Origin of the sequence: Rhodococcus sp. IC4_135 (assembly GCF_011602025.1) — a bacterium.
GTDB classification, from domain to species: domain Bacteria; phylum Actinomycetota; class Actinomycetes; order Mycobacteriales; family Mycobacteriaceae; genus Rhodococcus_F; species Rhodococcus_F baikonurensis.
The window spans coordinates 1-18383 of the sequence record NZ_JAAOLG010000004.1 but is presented as its reverse complement, the minus strand read 5'-3'; the positions used below and the strand labels follow the sequence as shown (position 1 = coordinate 18383).

Annotated in this window: 17 protein-coding genes and 2 rRNA genes; all 19 read right to left on the bottom strand. The window is 63.6% G+C overall.

Annotated elements, in window-relative coordinates; translation table 11 throughout:
• Positions 1-84: 84 nt before the first annotated feature.
• Positions 85-1512: a ribosome biogenesis GTPase Der gene (der, locus tag G8767_RS10315; RefSeq protein ID WP_007731884.1), complete on the bottom strand. Its 1428-nt coding sequence runs from the start codon at positions 1510-1512 to the stop codon at positions 85-87.
• On the bottom strand, positions 1509-2189 hold the full coding sequence (cmk, locus tag G8767_RS10310; RefSeq protein ID WP_172827088.1) for a (d)CMP kinase: 681 nt from the start codon (positions 2187-2189) through the stop codon (positions 1509-1511). Before cmk ends, der begins: the two co-directional genes overlap by 4 nt.
• A gap of 11 nt (positions 2190-2200) precedes the next feature.
• Positions 2201-3622 carry a pseudouridine synthase gene (locus G8767_RS36525; RefSeq protein ID WP_124568497.1) on the bottom strand — a complete coding sequence of 474 codons (1422 nt, stop codon included), beginning with the start codon at positions 3620-3622 and terminating at the stop codon, positions 2201-2203.
• Positions 3623-3699: 77 nt separating this feature from the next.
• Positions 3700-4383: an SMC-Scp complex subunit ScpB gene (gene scpB / locus G8767_RS10300; RefSeq protein ID WP_037127047.1), complete on the bottom strand. Its 684-nt coding sequence runs from the start codon at positions 4381-4383 to the stop codon at positions 3700-3702.
• A gap of 41 nt (positions 4384-4424) precedes the next feature.
• A complete protein-coding gene (locus G8767_RS10295) occupies positions 4425-5246 on the bottom strand; it encodes a segregation/condensation protein A (protein ID WP_046379919.1) in 822 nt (273 codons plus the stop codon).
• A 50-nt stretch (positions 5247-5296) separates the two neighbouring features.
• The gene (locus tag G8767_RS10290) at positions 5297-6310 is read right to left on the bottom strand and encodes a ParA family protein (RefSeq protein ID WP_166810102.1); all 1014 of its coding nucleotides are present in this window, start codon (positions 6308-6310) and stop codon (positions 5297-5299) included.
• 143 nt (positions 6311-6453) lie between these two features.
• The gene (xerD, locus tag G8767_RS10285; RefSeq protein ID WP_095970025.1) at positions 6454-7377 is read right to left on the bottom strand and encodes a site-specific tyrosine recombinase XerD; all 924 of its coding nucleotides are present in this window, start codon (positions 7375-7377) and stop codon (positions 6454-6456) included.
• Position 7378: 1 nt separating this feature from the next.
• Positions 7379-8011 carry an NUDIX hydrolase gene (locus tag G8767_RS10280; RefSeq protein WP_166810101.1) on the bottom strand — a complete coding sequence of 211 codons (633 nt, stop codon included), beginning with the start codon at positions 8009-8011 and terminating at the stop codon, positions 7379-7381.
• Positions 8012-8017: 6 nt separating this feature from the next.
• Positions 8018-9778: a CTP synthase gene (locus G8767_RS10275; protein WP_003946139.1), complete on the bottom strand. Its 1761-nt coding sequence runs from the start codon at positions 9776-9778 to the stop codon at positions 8018-8020.
• 155 nt (positions 9779-9933) lie between these two features.
• Complete coding sequence (locus tag G8767_RS10270; protein WP_019748590.1) at positions 9934-10887, bottom strand: copper transporter; 954 nt, start codon at positions 10885-10887, stop codon at positions 9934-9936.
• Complete coding sequence (gene steA, locus G8767_RS10265; RefSeq protein WP_007731902.1) at positions 10884-12068, bottom strand: putative cytokinetic ring protein SteA; 1185 nt, start codon at positions 12066-12068, stop codon at positions 10884-10886. The genes G8767_RS10270 and steA overlap by 4 nt, the downstream gene beginning before the upstream one ends.
• Before the next feature lie 86 nt (positions 12069-12154).
• Positions 12155-13933 carry a DNA repair protein RecN gene (gene recN / locus G8767_RS10260; protein WP_166810100.1) on the bottom strand — a complete coding sequence of 593 codons (1779 nt, stop codon included), beginning with the start codon at positions 13931-13933 and terminating at the stop codon, positions 12155-12157.
• Positions 13934-13935: 2 nt separating this feature from the next.
• Complete coding sequence (locus tag G8767_RS10255) at positions 13936-14883, bottom strand: NAD kinase (RefSeq protein WP_166810099.1); 948 nt, start codon at positions 14881-14883, stop codon at positions 13936-13938.
• The gene (locus G8767_RS10250; protein WP_166810098.1) at positions 14880-15725 is read right to left on the bottom strand and encodes a TlyA family RNA methyltransferase; all 846 of its coding nucleotides are present in this window, start codon (positions 15723-15725) and stop codon (positions 14880-14882) included. The genes G8767_RS10255 and G8767_RS10250 overlap by 4 nt, the downstream gene beginning before the upstream one ends.
• Position 15726: 1 nt before the next feature.
• Positions 15727-15969 carry a hypothetical protein gene (locus G8767_RS10245; RefSeq protein ID WP_095970021.1) on the bottom strand — a complete coding sequence of 81 codons (243 nt, stop codon included), beginning with the start codon at positions 15967-15969 and terminating at the stop codon, positions 15727-15729.
• 76 nt (positions 15970-16045) lie between these two features.
• A complete protein-coding gene (locus tag G8767_RS10240; RefSeq protein ID WP_166810097.1) occupies positions 16046-17029 on the bottom strand; it encodes an HAD-IIA family hydrolase in 984 nt (327 codons plus the stop codon).
• On the bottom strand, positions 17026-17967 hold the full coding sequence (locus tag G8767_RS10235; RefSeq protein ID WP_073513327.1) for a hypothetical protein: 942 nt from the start codon (positions 17965-17967) through the stop codon (positions 17026-17028). The genes G8767_RS10240 and G8767_RS10235 overlap by 4 nt, the downstream gene beginning before the upstream one ends.
• A 61-nt stretch (positions 17968-18028) precedes the next feature.
• Positions 18029-18145, bottom strand: a 5S ribosomal RNA gene (rrf, locus tag G8767_RS10230).
• A gap of 159 nt (positions 18146-18304) precedes the next feature.
• Positions 18305-18383, bottom strand: a 23S ribosomal RNA gene (locus G8767_RS10225); the annotation flags it as partial.

Sequence of the window (18383 nt, the reverse complement as noted above, 5' to 3'; positions counted from 1 at the left end):
GGCGCTTGGAAAGATTACATCAGGGACGGGCCGAAGTGCCAATCGGCAGGTCAGAGCCTTTTCAGTACCGATTTGGACGCAGAATCAGCGGCCCTTACGGTCACGCTTCTCGCGCACTCGGACGGATACGCGGATCGGGCTGCCGTCGAAGTTGAACTCTTCACGCAGACGCCGCTCGATGAAGCGGCGGTAGCCGGCCTCGAGGAAGCCCGTGGTGAAGAGAACGAATGTCGGCGGGCGTGTGCTTGCCTGCGTCGCGAACATGATGCGAGGCAGGCGGCCACCACGCATCGGAGGCGGCGTGGCCGCCACAACTTCCTTGAGCCAGGTGTTCAGGCGACCCGTGGGGATGCGCTTGTCCCAGGACTCCAGAGCCGTGTCGAGAGCCGGCACGAGCTTCGCCACGGCGCGACCGGTGTGGGCGGAGATGTTGACTCGCTGAGCCCACGGAACGCGGACCAGATCGCGGTCCACTTCCTTGTCCAGCATGAGTCGACGGTCCTCGTCCACGAGGTCCCACTTGTTGAATGCGATCACCAATGCACGACCCGTGTCGGCCACCATGCTCAGAACACGCAGGTCCTGCTCGGTGATCGGCTCGTGTGCGTCGATCAACAGGATCGCGACCTCAGCGGCCTCGATTGCACTCTTCGTACGCAGCGACGCATAGAACTCCGCGCCGCTGGCATGGCTGACGCGCTTGCGCAGACCAGCAGTGTCGACGAAACGCCAAGGGCGCCCGCCGAGTTCGACGATAGAGTCGACCGGGTCGACGGTGGTGCCGGCAACGTTGTGCACGACGGACCGCTCGTCACCGGACAGCTTGTTGAGCAAGCTGGACTTTCCGACGTTCGGCTTTCCGACGAGAGCAACACGACGCGGACCGCCGCCGGGAATACCTTCACGCGGGGTCTCCGGCAGCTTCTCCAGAACCTCGTCGAGCAGGTCGCCGGTACCGCGGCCGTGCGTCGCACTCACTGAGTACGGCTGACCAAGGCCCAAGGACCACAGCGCGGCAACCTCGGACTCGGTGCGTCCGTCGTCCACCTTGTTGGCAACGAGGATGACCGGAGTCTTCGAGCGGCGAAGCACACGAGCCACAGCTTCGTCCGTCGCCGTAGCGCCGACAACGGCGTCGACGACCAGCAGGATGGCGTCAGCTGTGCCCATGGCCAATTCGGCCTGACGGGCAACGGCCTGCTGAAGACCCTTTGCGTCGGGTTCCCATCCGCCGGTGTCCTGGACGAGGAAGCGTCGTCCGGCCCAGTTCGCCTCATACGAGACGCGGTCACGAGTGACGCCGGGGATGTCCTCGACTACCGCTTCACGACGGCCGATGATGCGGTTGACGAGCGTCGACTTGCCGACGTTCGGTCGACCGACAACAGCCAAGGTCGGGACGGCAATGTGCGCTTCGCCTTCGCCTTCCGCTTCGAGATCGGCGTAGTCCCACTCCGATTCCTCGGACCAAGTTCCGTCACCGGCATATTCGGTTACCAGATCGTCGCTCACTGCACTGCTCCAGTTCTGTCGCTGACCACCAACAGCAACTTGGCGATCACATCTTCAATTCCCAATTCGCTCGTATCCACCAGGATGGAATCCTCGGCAGGGCGCAACGGCGACACTGCCCGAGTCGAATCGAGATGGTCACGGCGCTGCACATCAGCCAGCACCGCTTCGTAATTGTCTTCGCGGCCTTGGCCGATGTTCTGCGTATTGCGCCGTGCCGCACGAGTTTCCGCGGATGCGGTCAAGAAAATCTTGACGTCGGCATCGGGAAGCACAACGGTTCCGATGTCGCGACCTTCCACGACGATCCGCTCTGCGCCCGCCGCCAACTCACGCTGAGTGGCGACCAGCAGGTCGCGAACCTCGGGTACGGCCGAGACCGCGGAGACAGCCTTGGTGACCGCGTCGCCGCGGATCTCCTCACTGACGTCCGCGCCGTCGAGATGCACCTGCTCACTGCTTGGATCGGTACCGATGGACCACGGCAGTGCCGCAACGGCAGCGGTGATCGCGGCGGAATCAGCCAGATCGATTCCCTGACGCAGCACGTGCAGGGTCGCGATCCGGTAGATGGCTCCGGTGTCGAGGTAGCGAGCGCCCAAACGCTGCGCCAACGCGCGAGAGACGCTGGACTTGCCGGTTCCGGACGGTCCGTCCATCGCGACTACCAGCGGCATGGACGAATCGGTCACAGGCCGACCGCCTCGTACAGTCCACCGACCTCGCTACGTCCGAGGACGCGCTGCGTTCCCGGACGCTGATCGCCGAGAGCGACAACTCCGACGTTGGTGCGAACCAGACGGACAACGGGGTGACCGACGGCATCGAGGAGGCGACGCACGATGTGCTTACGGCCCTCGTGCAGTACGAGCTTGACGAGCGTCTTGCCCTCGTTGATCTCGAGCACGGTGAACGCGTCCACCTTGGCCGGACCGTCGTCGAGAGTGACACCGTCACGCAACTGCTTGCCGGTGCTGCGCTCGACAACGCCGTGAACCGTGGCGAGGTACGTCTTCGGAACCTCGAACGACGGGTGCATCAGGCGGTGAGCCAGATCGCCGTCGTTGGTGAAGAGGAGCAAGCCTTCGGTGTCGGCGTCGAGGCGGCCGACGTGGAAGAGCCGCTGACCGGACTGAACGCGCTCGGAGACGATGTCACCGACACACGGGCGACCGAGGTCGTCGGACATGGTGCACTGCCACCCACGCGGCTTGTTCATCGCGAGGTAGACGAGGTCCTTCTGCACGACGACGCGGACGCCGTCGACACGAACCACTGCGTTCTCGGGGTCGACACGCAGACCCTGTTCGACCACGATGCGGCCGTCGACCTCGACGCGCCCCTGGTCGATCAGCTCTTCAGCTGCACGGCGTGATGCGACGCCGGCCTGAGCCAGCACCTTCTGCAAGCGGACGCCGTCGCCCTTCGGCGGGCCGTCGTGCTTGGTGATCTCGGCATGCTGGTGACGTGCCGGCTTGGCGTTGGAGACCAACGGGTTCTGAGAGACGACGCGCTGCGGCTTCTCGGTCTTCGGCTTGCCACGCTTGTTGGTCGCCGGCGGTGTCGGGGCTGCCGGGCGCTTGCGCGGAGGTCCGTCGAACTTGGATCCACGAGGTGCGTTCGACCATGCGCCGCCGCGAGGAGCGTCGGGGCGTGCGCCGCGCTGATCGTCACTACGACGGTCAGCGCCGCCACGCGGTGCGCGACGGGCGTCGACGTGGGGGGTACGGCGGTCGTCGCTGCGAGGTCCGCGGCGATCGTCAGTGCGGGGTCCGCGCCGGTCGTCGTTGTAACCACCACGGCGGTCGTCGGTGCGTGCGGGGCGACGGTCGTCACTGCGCGGAGGGCGACGGTCGTCGCTGCGCGGGGGGCGACGGTCATCGTTGAATCCACCGCGACGGTCGTCCGTGCGGGGACGGTCGGATCCGGCGTTGCGGTCGTATCCGGAGGTACTGCGGGAAGTGTTGCTGCGTCCACCACGGGGCGCTTCGCTGCGTGCGCCGCGGGGGGCGTCGCTGCGACCACCACGGGGTGCTTCGCTGCGTGCGCCGCGGTTGTCGCGGGAGTTGTTACGGTCCGGTGTGCCATCTCGGCGAGCGGGATTGTTCACTTTTTTCCTGTCAGTTTTCTACTGTTTCCCGAGCGTGGTCGGGTCTTTCTCGGTGCTGACGACCGACGGAAGTCCGGTCAGTCGTCGACTTCGGTGTCCACTACGTCAGCGGGCACGTCGGCCTTGTTCATTCTCGCAAATCGCGGATCGGATTCCAGGCTTTCGCTGATGTCGTCGATGAGATCGACATCAGGCAAGAGCGGGGCCAACTCCGGGAGCTCGCTCAGCGAGGCCAGCCCGAGCCGTTCGAGGAACAGTTCGGTCGTGGAGTACCGTGTCGCGTTGGTGTCCGGGTCCGGCCCGGCTTCCGCGATCAGTCCGCGGGCAAGGAGGGTGCGTACCACCCCGTCCACGTTGACGCCTCGTACCGCACTGATCCGCGCACGAGTCAACGGTTGACGGTATGCGACTACGGCCAAAGTTTCCAATGCCGCCCTGGTCAATTTGGTGCGTGCGCCGTCCAATAGCAGCTTTTCCACGTACGGGGCAAACTCTTGTCGCGTGTACAGACGCCATCCGTCGCCCGCGTAGCGAAGGTCCATTCCGCTGCCGCGAGCGGTCAATGCGGCCGACATCGACGTCAGGCGTTCTTCGACTCGTTCCGGTGCGGTGCCGGTGACCGATGCGAGCTGGTTCACTTCGGCCGGCGAATCCACGACAAGCAGAAGCGACTCCAGCACTGCGTCGAGCTGATCGTCGTCGAGTTCGAAATCGGGGGCGGAATCTTCGGACTCCGAGGCGTGTTCGGTAGGCTCGATCATCTCGTCTAGCTGCGAAGACTCTGATTCCGTCGGCTCGGCGTTCATCCGTAGTCCTCCTCTGTGACCGGCGCGGCCGGGTCGTCTCCGGTCCAACTCACCATCAGCGGTCCGAGTGCTTCGGGTTGCTCGAACACAATGACCTGCCGGCGATACAACTCGAGCAACGCGAGAAATCTTGCGACTATCTCGACGGTGATCTCACACTCGGCAACGAGGTCCCCGAAGGGTGTCCACTCCCCTATGCCTCGCTCGCGCAGCAACTCGAGAATTCGCTCGGCTTGTTCGGGTATCGAGATATTGGACACATGGAGGTGATCGAGGCCCACCGTGGGCACCGGACGCGGCGTGAACACCGTCGCCGCTATCTCCGCAAAACGCTGCGGATCGACGCCCAACAGCACCTCCGGCAGAAGTTCGGTGAACTGATCCTCGACCGCCACCGAACGCGGATAGCGCCGCAGCGCCGCTTCCTCGAGCTCACCGAACAGCGCCGCAACTTGTTTGTACGCCCGGTACTGCAGCAGGCGCGCGAAGAGAAGATCGCGAGCTTCGAGAAGTGCCAGATCCTCCGCGTCCTCGACCTGCCCGGCAGGCAACAGCCTGGCGGCTTTCAGGTCCAGAAGAGTGGCAGCGACGACCAGGAATTCCGTCGTCTGATCGAGGCCCATCGCGCTGCCGAGTTCCTTGGTGTACGCGATGAAATCATCCGTGACCGTGTGCAGGGCAACTTCGGTGACGTCGAGTTGCCGTTGATTGATCAGGTTCAACAGCAGATCGAACGGGCCTTCGAAGTTCCGGAGAGTGACTCGGAAACCGGCAGCTTTGGCTGCGGTCTGAGCGTCGGTCGGCACGTTCGGGTCGATCGAATCCGGTGCGACTTCGACCGGATCTTCTTGCGATGCAATCAGTTCCACTAACGACCAGACCGGTGAATGACCTCGCGGGCCAATGCTCGATATGCCTCGGCCCCAGCCGACTTCGGCGCCCATGTCGTGATCGGCTCACCGGCGACGCTGGTTTCGGGGAACCGAACGGTACGGTTGATCACCGTGTCGTAGACGACGTCGCCGAAGACCTCCACGACGCGCGCCATCACCTCCCGTGCGTGCAGGGTCCGGGCGTCGAACATCGTGACGACGATGCCGGCCAACTCGAGCTTGGGATTGAGACGATCGTGCACCTTTTCGACAGTGTCGTTGAGGAGTGCCAGGCCGCGCAGGCTGAAGTACTCGCATTCCATCGGAATGATGACCGAATCGGCGCACGCCAGAGCATTCACCGTGAGCAAGCCCAGCGACGGCTGGCAGTCGATGAGCACGTAGTCGTACCGATCGAGAACCGGGTGGAGCACGCGTCCCAAGGTCTGCTCACGTCCGACTTCGGTGACCAATTGGATCTCGGCGGCCGAAAGGTCGATGTTGCTGGGCAGCAGGTCGAGGCCGTCGACTCGGGTTCTCATCAGCACGTCGTCGATGGACACACGCGGTTCGACCAGGAGATTGTGGACGGTCAGTTCGAGGTCGTGATGCTGAACGCCCAGTCCGGCAGACAACGCGCCTTGGGGATCGAGATCCACCAGGAGCACTCGACGACCGTATTCGGCCAACGACGCGCCCAGGTTGATGGTCGACGTCGTCTTGCCGACGCCACCCTTCTGGTTGCACATCGCGATGATCATCGCTGGTCCGTGATGCGCCAACGGTGTCGGTTGAGGCACCTCGCGGACCGGCCGGCCCGTCGGGCCGAGTTCTTCCGTAGAAACGGTAAGTGTTTCCGCAGGTGGAGAGGCTACTGGCGTCGTATCTATTTCGAACATCGCCTCTGGTTCGGAGGGTACAGCTGGTGCTGATTCGTTCACGCGCTCGAAGAGTTGGGCATTGACATGCGGCGGCGCGGACTCCGCCGCTGGTGGCTGCGATGTCGACACGGTCCGATGCTCCCCTACTCTTTCGGCGGTTGCTCTCGGCGCCGGCAAACCCCCGAAACTGCGGTGGAGGCCGCTCGCGCTCCTTGAACGCTACCGCTTACATCACCGAATGGTCTCGCAGACACGCATGAGCCAACCAACCCCTAACGGGCACGCGGGTGTGCCTGAGCCCACACTTCGCGCAGCGCGGTGACGGTGACCAGCGTGTAGATCTGCGTCGTGGTTACCGAAGCGTGACCCAGGAGTTCCTGCACGACACGTACGTCCGCGCCGCCGTCGAGCAGGTGTGTGGCAAACGAGTGCCTGAGCGTATGGGGTGAGACGTCCGCCTTGATTCCGGCCGACGCGGCCGCATCCTGAAGTATCTGCCACGCACTCTGACGCGAGAGTCGTCCACCGCGAGCGTTGAGAAACAGGGCAGGAACACCGCGCGTCGCCAGGCTGGGGCGCCCACGGACGAGATACGCGTCGACGGCGGCGATCGCCGGCCTGCCGACGGGGACGATCCGCTGCTTGCCGCCCTTGCCCTTGAGCAGCACGGAACGGGTTTCGGTGTCGATGTCGTCGACGTCCAGATCGATCGCTTCGGTGATGCGTGCTCCGGTCGAGTACAGAAGCTCGAGCAGAGCGCGATCCCTCAGGTCGCGGGGCCCGTCACCGGCCGCACCGCCACCCGAAGCGTCGAGTAGGGCTATGACGTCGTCGAGCGGCAGAGCCTTGGGCAACTTGCGTCCGGGCGTCGGGGGCTTGACCGTCCGAGCCACATCGACACCGACCAGGCCCTCGGCGGCAGAGAACTTGTGGAATCCGCGGACCGCGATCAGGGTGCGCGCTGCCGAACTGGCCGCCAACGGTACGACTCCGGCATCTTTGTCACCCAGGCGCAGATGTGTCACGAATTCGGTGACGTCGTTCTCCGTCACGCCCGCGACGTCGTCGATGCCGCGTCCGTTCAGATAGTCCGCATAGCGATTCAGGTCGCGGCGGTACGAAAGAAGAGTGTTGCGCGCAGATCCTCGCTCGACCGCTAGATGGTCGAGATACGAGTCCACCTGTCGGGCAAGCACTTCAGGCTCGCGACTTGCGTTCTCCGAATACGCGAGGACGATCGGGCCACGGTGCGTCGGCCGGGCGTAGCGGCTTTCCCGTCGAGCGTGCGGTAGCGATCGCGAGAATGCCCGATACCGCGGTGGCATTGACGATGTCGCCGCCCAGCGCCATGTCGACGGCGTCGGCGAGCGGAACTCGCGAAATCTCGAGATCGGCTTCTTCGTGTTCGGGATCGTCGCGCTCCACCTCGTGCAACCCCTCGGCGAGGAAGACGCGAACCGCCTCGTCCGTGAACCCGGGTGAGAGAGCTACATCGACCAGCACCGACCATCGATCGGCGCCGAGTCCGGTTTCTTCGCCCAGCTCACGCGCTGCTGCCTCGACCGGGCTCTCCCCCGCAGCGTCGAGCAGACCGGCGGGGATTTCCCACAACCGGTGCCCGAGCGGGTGACGGTACTGGCGAATCAGCACCAGGTTGTCGTGCTCGTCCAGTGCCACGACGGCAACGGCGCCGTGATGCTCGACGACTTCCCGATCGGCACGCTGACCACCAGGCATCGCAACGGTGTCGACACGCAACGCGATGATCGCGCCGGTGTAGACCGTCTTGGAGCCGAGGGTGTCGAATTCGTGCCGACCGGGATCGCTCATCTGTGGCTAGACCTTTTCCACGTTCTCGACTGCAGCGTCGAGCGCCGTCTCGGTGGCGGCGGTGTCGATCTTCTCGTCACCGTGGACGTCGACGGGCAGGCGCTCTTCGAGCTTGTACGTCAACGCTGCTTCGACGAAGGCGGCGAACAGCGGGTGCGGGCGCGTCGGGCGGCTCTTGAGCTCCGGGTGTGCCTGGGTGGCAACGAAGAACGGATGCTGCTCACGCGGGTACTCGACGAACTCGACCAGATGGCCGTCCGGTGAGGTTCCGCTGAACTGCAAGCCGGACTTGGCAATCCGATCGCGGTAGGTGTTGTTGACCTCGTAGCGGTGACGGTGACGCTCGGAAACGTCCTCGGTTCCGTAGGCCTGAGCGACGACGGAACCCTTGGTCAGCACGGCCGGGTAAGCACCCAGACGCATGGTGCCACCGAGGTCGGCGTCACCGGCGATGACGTCTTCCTGATCAGCCATCGTGGAGATGACCGGATGCTTGGTGTCCGGCTCGAACTCGGCCGAGTTGGCATCGTCGAGGCCGACGCTACGAGCAGCTTCGATGACGACGCACTGCAGACCCAGGCACAGACCCAGCAGCGGTAGCTTGCGCGAACGTGCGAAACGGATCGCGCCGAGCTTGCCTTCGATGCCGCGGATGCCGAAGCCGCCCGGGATCAGAACACCGTCGACGTCACCGAGAGCGGCCTGCGCTCCAGCTTCGGTCTCACAGGCGTCCGACGGGACCCAGGAGATCTCGACCTTGGACCGGTTCGCGAATCCACCGGCGCGCAGAGCCTCGGTGACGGAGAGGTATGCGTCGGGCAAGTCGACGTACTTGCCGACCAATGCGACGCGCACGGTCTCACGCGGCTGGTGAACACGATCGAGGAGGTTGCCCCACACGGTCCAGTCGACGTCGCGGAACGGAAGACCGAGCTGGCGAACGACGTAAGCGTCGAGGCCCTCACGGTGCAGAACCTTCGGGATGTCGTAGATCGAGGGAGCATCGGGCGTCGAGATGCAGGCGTCGACGTCCACGTCGCACATCAGCGCGATCTTGTTCTTGAGGCCCTGCGGAACGTCACGATCGCAACGAAGGATCAGCGCGTCGGGCTGAATGCCGATGCTGCGCAACGACGCAACCGAGTGCTGCGTGGGCTTGGTCTTGAGTTCTCCGGAAGGGCCGAGGTACGGCACGAGGGAGACGTGCAGGAAGAAGACGTTGTCGCGGCCGACGTCGTGGCGGACCTGGCGAGCGGCTTCGAGGAAGGGCTGCGATTCGATGTCGCCGACGGTTCCACCGATTTCGGTGATCACGACATCCGGGCGGTGGCCCTGCAGATCCGGGCCGCTCATCTCGAGGATGCGACGCTTGATCTCGTCGGTGATGTGCGGGATGACCTGAACGGTGTCACCGAGGTACTCGCCGCGGCGTTCCTTGGCGATGACCGTCGAGTACACCTGGCCGGTGGTGACGTTGGCCTGACCGGAGAGATCACGGTCGAGGAACCGCTCGTAGTGTCCGACGTCGAGGTCGGTCTCGGCACCGTCTTCGGTGACGAAGACCTCGCCGTGTTGGAAGGGGTTCATGGTGCCCGGATCCACATTGAGATAGGGATCGAGCTTCTGCATGGTCACGCGCATTCCCCGCGCGGTCAACAACTGTCCCAGGCTCGAGGCGGTCAATCCTTTGCCGAGCGAGGAAGCTACACCTCCGCTGACGAAGATGTGCTTGGTGGCGGTACGCGTGTTAGTGCGTGACTGTGGCAAAGGGGCTCCCGTGACGACTGTGCAGGGCTTGGTCTGATGAAGCATGCTGGGGCCTGCCGACCCACGGGATTTCACGGTAACACCTATCGGGGGTCGGTGCCTACAACGCGCCGACTTTCCGCCCCCGATGTGACCGGCGTATCAATACCGGGGCGTCAGTTGGTGGGTGCGCCGACGGTAACCGCCGCCGCTCCCGGTCCCGTGCCGTAGCGGCCGGCGCCGCCGTTCAGCTGTTCCTGCAGCGCCAACGGCGTCGTGATCTTGCCCGACTCCCGATCGATGTTGTCGATGGTCGTCAATCCCGCTGAGAGCGCCGCATCCGCACGTGCGACGGCAACCGGACCACTACCCTCCGCCGAGCCGGGTCGGCCCGCGAGAATCGTTCCTGCCCCGCGTCCGTCGAGAGCGCCTGCAAACCGGGCGATGACCGCGCCGCGGTTACCGGTGGCTGCGTCGGATTCGCTCTTGTTGTCGCCGGTGAGAACCACAGCGAGCTGAGCCGGCTTGACCGCTCCGTCGTCGTAGCTGATGAAGCCGGCACTGCGCAGCGAGTCGAGCGCGAGATTCATCTCGTCGGGAGTGCTCTGCGGTTCGCTGTTCTGCCCGTTGAGAAGCAGAACCGACCCGAGAAGATCGCCCGCAAGGCTTCCCTGATCGACCGCACCGGTCTTGAGGGTGATGCCCGCAGGGATGACATTGGTGACGACGGTCCGCAAGCGGTCGCCGCCCGTGGCGTCGACAAACGAATCGGTGAGCGAGACGCGTCCGGTCACGGCGCCGCCGGCGGCAGTGACGAGTCGGTTGACACCGTCGAGATCACTGGGATCCGCGTCCGGTGCCGTGATCACGACGACCGTGCGACCAGCGAGACTGTCGCGCACGACGCGGCCACCCACGGCAGCATCGAAGCCGTCCGCGGAATTGAGTTGCTGCTGAAGCTGATTGGACTGTTGATTGAGGTCTTCGATCTCGTTCTGCAGGTCCGCCTTGTCGTCACGCAGACCGGACAGCAATCCACTGGACAGCATTCCCGAACCGAGCACCACGCCGATCGCGAGTGCCAGAAAGATTGCCGCTATGGAAATTGCATGTTGACGCATCGAAATCACTTGAAGAGCCCCTGAACCCACAGCGCGAAGCTGTTCCACGTTGCGATTGCCCAGTCGAGAACTTCACTACCGGCATTGGACACGACCAGGGCGACGATCACTGCCACCAGGGCGGCGAGCACCAGGAGCGCGATCGCGCCGCCGGACACTCGACTTCGATACAGCGTTGCGACGGCTTTGGCGTCGACCAGTTTCGGTCCCACCTTGAGCCGTGTCATGAACGCCGACGGATTGCTTTCACGGCGTCCGCGGTCGAAGAACTCGTCCAGGGACACCACGTTGCCGACCGTAACGATCAGTGAGGCTCCGTGGTGATCGGCGAGCAGCAGTGCAAGGTCGGTCGGTGAGCAGGTCGCCGGGAACGTCATCGCCCCGATACCGAGATCCTGGATTCGCGAAAGGCCCGCCGCATGTCCGTCCTGGTCGGCGGGCAGAACAACTTCCGCGCCGGACTTGAGGGTGGAACTGGTGATTTCCTCCGGGTCGCCCACGATCAGATCGGGGCGGTATCCGGCCTTGCTCAATACGTCCGCACCTGCGCCGACACCGATCAGGATCGGCGAATACTCCTTGATGAAGGGTTTGAGGTTCTTCAGATCTGCCTCGTGTTCGGGGCCGTCGGAGACGACCACCACATGGCGATCCTTCAAGTCGATGTCGATGTCCGGAACACCGATTCCGTCAATCAGCAAAGGGCTTTCGGTGCGGATGAACTCGATGGTGTTACCCGAGAACGCTTCCAGGTGATCGACCAGGCCGGTCTTGGCCTCGATCATCCGGTCGGAGATCTCGGCCTCGGTCTGCTCTTCACCCTTGACGAGACTCTTCTCGCCGTTGAAGATCTCACCCTCGTGCAGGCGGATCTTGCTGCCGTCCTTGACGTTCTTGAAGACGTCACCGTCGACGGCATCGATCAGAACGATGTCGTTGGCGACGATCACTTCCGGGCCGAGGTTGGGGTAGCGCCCGGAAATCGACGGCGACGCGTTGACCACGGCCATGACTCCGGCTTTCACCAGAGCGTCGGCGGTCCGGCGATCGATGTCGACTTCGTCGAGGATCACGATGTCTCCAGGACCGACACGGCGCAGAAGCTTCGCCGTGTTCCGATCGGCCCTGGCGATGCCACTGATCCCAGGCAAGGATTCGGTGTTACGTGAGAGCAATCCGGGCATCTTCATGGCTTCGATGATGAACCTGAAACCGCGTTGACCGGTGGAGGCGCGCCGACAACTACCACATCAGTCACACCAACACCACAGAACCTTCAATCTGTGACGCGGGCCGCATTCGCGATCTCGAGCAGTTCTTCGGCGTGCGCACGACCGGTCTCGGTGTCGTCCAGCCCTGCCAACATACGGGCCAATTCGACCACCCGATCCGAATCCGACAGAGTCCGCACACCACTGCTCACCACTCCGCCTTTGTCGTCGACCTTGTCCACCACGAGGTGGGTGTCGGCAAACGCAGCAACCTGCGGAAGGTGGGTGACGACGATAACCTGATGCGTGCGAGCAAGTTTCGCCAATCGACGTCCGATCTCGACAGCAGCGCGACCACCGACCCCCGCGTCCACCTCGTCGAAAACCATCGTCGCGCCGGTGTCGCTACCAGCGAGAACAACTTCGAGCGCCAGCATGACGCGTGACAACTCGCCACCGGAAGCGCTCTTGCTGATCGGAAGTGACGGTGCCCCACTGTGCGCGGACAGGCGAAATTCCACCTCGTCGACGCCGGCAGACCCCGCATGCAGGTCTACTCCCCCGACACTGAGCGGCGCCGAGTCCTGCGGGCCGGCAGGCTGCGAACGCACAGTCACCTCGAGGCCCGCACGTCCCATCGCCAGACCGGCAAGTTCCGCGCTGACCGCTTTGGCGAGCTTTGCCGCTGCCTTGACTCGCGCGGCGCTCAGCTTTGTGGCGGCTTCCGCCGTTAGGCCAGCCGTCTCCTCGACCTGCTTGGACAACAGCGACAACGCATCCGAGGACACGTCGAGTTTGGACAGACGAGCGCGAGCGGTATCCGCCCATTCGAGAACACCGTCGACATCGGCGGCGTACTTACGCGTCAGAGTTTTCAGTTCGGATTGCCGCGACAACAGCGAGTCCAGTGCCCCCGGATCGGCAGGAAGCCCGGACAGGTAGGTGTTCAGGTCACCGGCAACGTCGGTGACGACGGCAATAGCGTCGGCCAACCGGGAACCGAGACCGTCCAGATCGGCATCGGTGACCGACTCGATCCGCGCCCTCGCTTCGGACATCAGGTCGAGCGCAGGCATGACGCCCACATCGCCGCTGGCCATGTCGTCACTACCGGCGAGGGCAGCGTGCGCCTCTTCGGCCGCGGAGCGCAAAGAATCGAGTTCGCTGAGCCGACGCACCTCGGCAACGATCGCCGTGTCCTCGCCGGGCCCGGGTGCCACGCCGTCGATTTCGTTGAGCGCGAAGGTCAACTGGTCTGCTTCCTGCGCCAGTTCACGAGCCTTCGACGTGCGCTCGATCAACTCCGAACGAGCGTCAAGCCACTCCCGACGATGTTTGCGGTACCTCGTCAGCAGCGTTCCGATTGTCTTGTCCCCGAAGCGGTCCAGAGCGTTGCGCTGTTGGTCGGGACGAAGCAACCGCAGCTGATCGTTCTGTCCGTGGACAGTCAGCAGCGGATCAGTGAATTCGGAGAGAACTCCCGCCGGCACGCTACGGCCGCCGAGATGGGCGCGCGAGCGGCCGTCGCTGCCGACCGTGCGGACGGCGATGATGGTCCCGTCCTCGTCCCGCTCGGCGCCCGACGATTCCAGGATTCGGACGATCTCACGCTCGGTGGCCGGTGAGACGTCGTCGGCGATGAATCGTCCTTCGACAACGGCTCGCGACGCACCCAATCGCACTCGACCGGCATCCGCTCGCGCCCCACTGAGGAGGTGCAAGCTCGTGACGACCATCGTTTTACCTGCGCCGGTTTCACCGGTCAGGACGGTCAGGCCCTCGTGAAACTGGGCGCTGGCCTCGGAGATCACACCAAGACTGTCGATACGGATCTCTGCGAGCACGATTAAGGCTTCCTTCCTCGCCATCCGGTAACCGGAAGCTCGAACTTGCGAACCATCCGATCAGCGAAGGGCGCAGAGTCCAACCGGACCCACTTGACGGGAGTGGCGCCGCGAACGATCTCGACGCGAGCGCCGGCAGGCAGTTCCAACGTTCGACGGCCGTCGCAGAAGACCAGGCCGTCATGGCTACCGGCGACGGTCTCCACCGCGATGATCGAATTCGGGCTGGTGACCAACGGCCGCGCGAACAGCGCATGCGCATTGCTGGGTACGACGAGCAGCGCTTCGAGTTCGGGCCACACGACGGGGCCGCCTGCGGAAAATGCATACGCGGTCGAGCCTGTAGGACTGGACACGAGAACACCGTCGCAACCGAAGGCAGACACCGGTCGGCCGTCGACTTCGAGGACCACTTCGAGAACTCCCAGACGCGAACGATTCTCGATACTGGCCTCGTTGAGCGCCCACCCGCGGTCGATGATCTCGTCGTCCACCCGAATCACGACGTCGAGTGTCATACGCGACTCGACGCGATATTCCTTGCGAACTACTTGTGCGAGAGCCTCGTCGAGATGCTCGGCTTCGGTCTCTGCCAGAAATCCGATGCGCCCGAGGTTGATGCCCAGTACCGGAATGGACGCTTCTTGAGCGAGCTCGGCGGCGCGCAGGAACGTGCCGTCGCCGCCGAGAACCAGTACCAACTCGCATCCGACGGCGGCATCAGGGCCGGGATGAACAACGGTGACGTCGAGACCCGGCGCAGAGAAACCCGCGGGTTCCGTCATTGCTTCGATGCGCGAGCTGTCTGCTTCGTCGACGAGGACGCGCAGTCCGATTCCCGCGCGCTCGAAGATCTTCCCGACCCGCTTGGCAGTTTCCGTGATGTCACGTCGACCCGGGTGTGCGACAAGAAGGATCTCGCGCGACTCGCCGTTCGTGACCGCGTTCACTGGGGCCCTTCCTCTACAGCCTTGCGAATCATGTCCTCCACCGTGGGGACATCGTCGGTAGCGGCATCCGTCTCTTCATCGCCGGATGAACCTGTCTTTCGAAGCCACAGGAAATACTCGACATTTCCCGACGGACCGGGCAATGGGCTGGCCACCACACCTAACGTCCGCAGACCTACCTTTGCAGCAGCCTCCGACACGTCGAGCACAGCGGAGATTCGCAATTCCGGATCTCGTACGACGCCACCGGCACCGACGCGGTCCTTGCCCACCTCGAACTGAGGCTTGACCATCGGGACCAGGTCCGCACCGTCAGCAGTACAGGCGACGAAGGCCCCGAGTACGAGTTTGAGAGAAATGAACGACAGGTCCGCGACAACCAGATCGACTGTTCCACCGATCGTCTCGGCATCGATAGCGCGAACATTGGTTCGGTCGATGACATGCACGCGGTCGTCGGACTGAAGGCGCCACACCAATTGGCCGTAACCGACGTCGACGGCGACAACTTCCTTCGCACCACGCGTCAGAAGAACATCGGTGAACCCACCGGTGGAAGCGCCCGCGTCAAGGCATCGGCGTCCTTCGACCGTCAATCCTTCGGACCCGAAAGCGTCGAGGGCACCGATCAGCTTGTGTGCCCCTCGCGATGCCCACGAGACTTCCTGCTCGACCTCGACTACCCGAAGTGGAGTTCCTGCCTCGATCGCCGTCGCAGGCTTGGTCGCGACTGCGCCCGAGATGAGAACTCGGCCTGCGGAAATCAGTTCTTGCGCATGATCTCGCGACCGTGCGAGTCCGCGACGGACCAGTTCGGCATCCACCCGTGCTCTACGTGCCACGTCAAGCCCTGTCCACAGAGGCGAGCGCCTGGACGAGCACCTCATGTGCCTGTTCCAAAATATGTGCCTTCTGCGGAATCACACCTGCTCCGTGCTGATCGTTCGGATCGTGTTCGATGCCGCCGAGGCGCGCCAATAAACCGTCGACGTCAGAACGTATACGTTCCGGATCGACGGTCTGGCGTGGCCCGGGCAACGGCGATCCGTTACTCGAGTTTCCGGGGTGCGGTGTCGGCGTGCTCATCGCGCACAACGCTAGTGCATGACTCTCGGTTACGCATACACCCGCACCCCCGCGAGTCGAACACATTTGCGAGAAATCAGACGAGCCAGGAAGCAAACAGATCCGCCACGCCGGCGTCCGACGCTTTCAGTGTCTGGAAGGACGGATTGGCCCATGCGACAGGCGCAACCGCGCGTAGAAGGGACATCTCGTCACCGACAACCGGGCCGTCGACAACCAGCGCCGATCCGTTCACGGAGACAGACCACTTGGAGTCCGCACCGACCAGCGATTCGACGGCCGGCTGATTGAGCGAATCCAGAGTTGCTGCAATGTAGGTGGGACGCTGCTCAATCGGAGCCCGCAGTACGTCGCCCGGCGTGCTCACACCGGTGAGAACCAACAACGAGTCGACCGAAACAGCATGTGCGCCTTCGATATCGGTGTCCAGACGATCGCCGACCACCAGAGGACGCGAACACCCGCTGCGAGCGAGCGCATCTTCCATCAGCGGTGCAGCCGGCTTACCTGCCACCAAGGGTTCCTGCTTGGTCGCAGCGCGTAGAGCTGCCACCATCGAGCCGTTTCCGAGAACCAAACCCCGTTCCGACGGCAGAGTGGTGTCCAGGTTCGCAGCCACCCACAGCGCGCCGGCCCTGATCGCCAAGCACGCCTCGGCGAGGATCGTCCAGTCGGTCTCCGTCGAATGTCCTTGAACGACAGCAACCGGAGAATCCGCGAACTCACGAACCGGAAGCAATCCGACGCGGGTCACCTCGTCGGCCAATGCGTCGGTACCGACGACCAGAACAGCTGCACCGGGTTCGAGACGCTCCGCCAACAGGCGCACTGCCGTCTGAGAACTGGTGACGACACGATCATCTTCGGAATCGAAACCGAGTTCGGTCAGATGCGCCGACACCGCCGAAGGCGAGCGACTCGCATTGTTGGTCACGTAGTACAAAGCCTGCGTGCCCTGCCCCAGAGCAACCTGTGTGCCGGGAATCGCATGAGCTCCGGCGTACAGCGTTCCGTCGAGATCGAGCAAAAGTACGTCGTACTGAGTACGAAGCACGGTCACTGATCTTCTCCGGTCAACTCGGCCACCCGTTCTTCAGCATCCGTGTCACCCTCGAGGTCTGCAGCTGCAGCGTTGAGGAACCACTTCAGTCCGTCTTCGACACGACCGGCTGCAACGAGGGCATCGGCGTAGGCGTAGAACAGCCGAGCCGCGGCTTCACCGGTACGCGCTGCGTCCAGATCCTTGGTCTGCAGCGTGACAACTGCCTGATCGAACTGACCGAGATCCATGCGGGCGCCGGCGACGACGATCCTCAACTCCGAAGCCTCGTCGCCCGAAAGCAGGGCAGCCTCGTCGCTGCGGCCGAGTTCGATCGCGCGTTCGGGTCGGCCCAAACCGCGTTCACAGTCGGCCATGACAGCGATCAGACCCGGTCCACCAGCCATTCGACGGGCAGCACGAAGCTCAGAGAGAGCTTCAGCCCATTCACCGGCGTGGTACGCGGTGATTCCAGCAGCTTCACGAACGACGGCAATACGGCCGGCGCGCTGACGAGCAGCGCGAGCGTGGAGCAGTGCGAGTTCCGGGTCCTCGTCGACGAGCTTTCCTGCCATGACGAGGTGACGCGCAACGGTGTTGGCGTTGTCCTTGTCGAGGCTGAGCAGATCCCGACGAACGGCCGGGTCCAACTCGGTGGGCTCTACGTTGTCGGGCAAATCCGGTTCGTCAGGTCGTGCTTGCTGACGGTTGCGGTCGCCGTCGCGCCCACGAGGGGTGAACCCACCCTCGCCGCCGCGACGTTGTCCGCCGTTGAATCCGCCGCCGCGGTTACTGTTTCCAGCACCGCCACGGTTGTTGTCTCCGGCACCACCGCGGCGGTCTCCGCCTGCAGCGCCGCGTGATCCACGCCCGTCGTTGTCACGACGGGGGCCACCTGATCGAGGCGCTCCTCCCCCACGGAAGGACCGACGCTCGTCGCCATTCTCCGACACAGTCATTCCTCTCATACAACGCACGAAAGGGGACCCAATATGTTGGGTCCCCTTTCGGTTAACGGGTGTTCGGCGGTGTCCTACTCTCCCACACCCTGTCGAGTGCAGTACCATCGGCGCTGAAGGGCTTAGCTTCCGGGTTCGGAATGGGACCGGGCGTTTCCCCTTCGCTATGACCGCCGTAACTCTATGAAACTGTCACAGTAACCAACTTCTGATCACCTGGTTTCACCGTGCACCAACCCGAACCCGTTACCGGGTGGATGGATGACGGAGAAAACAGAGTTTCTCATCAGTATCTGTGTGTTGTTTCAGATACCGCACAGTGGACGCGTAGCTTCTTTGTGGTAAGTCCTCGGCCTATTAGTACCAGTCACCTGCATGCATTACTGCACTTCCAGTTCTGGCCTATCAACCCGGTG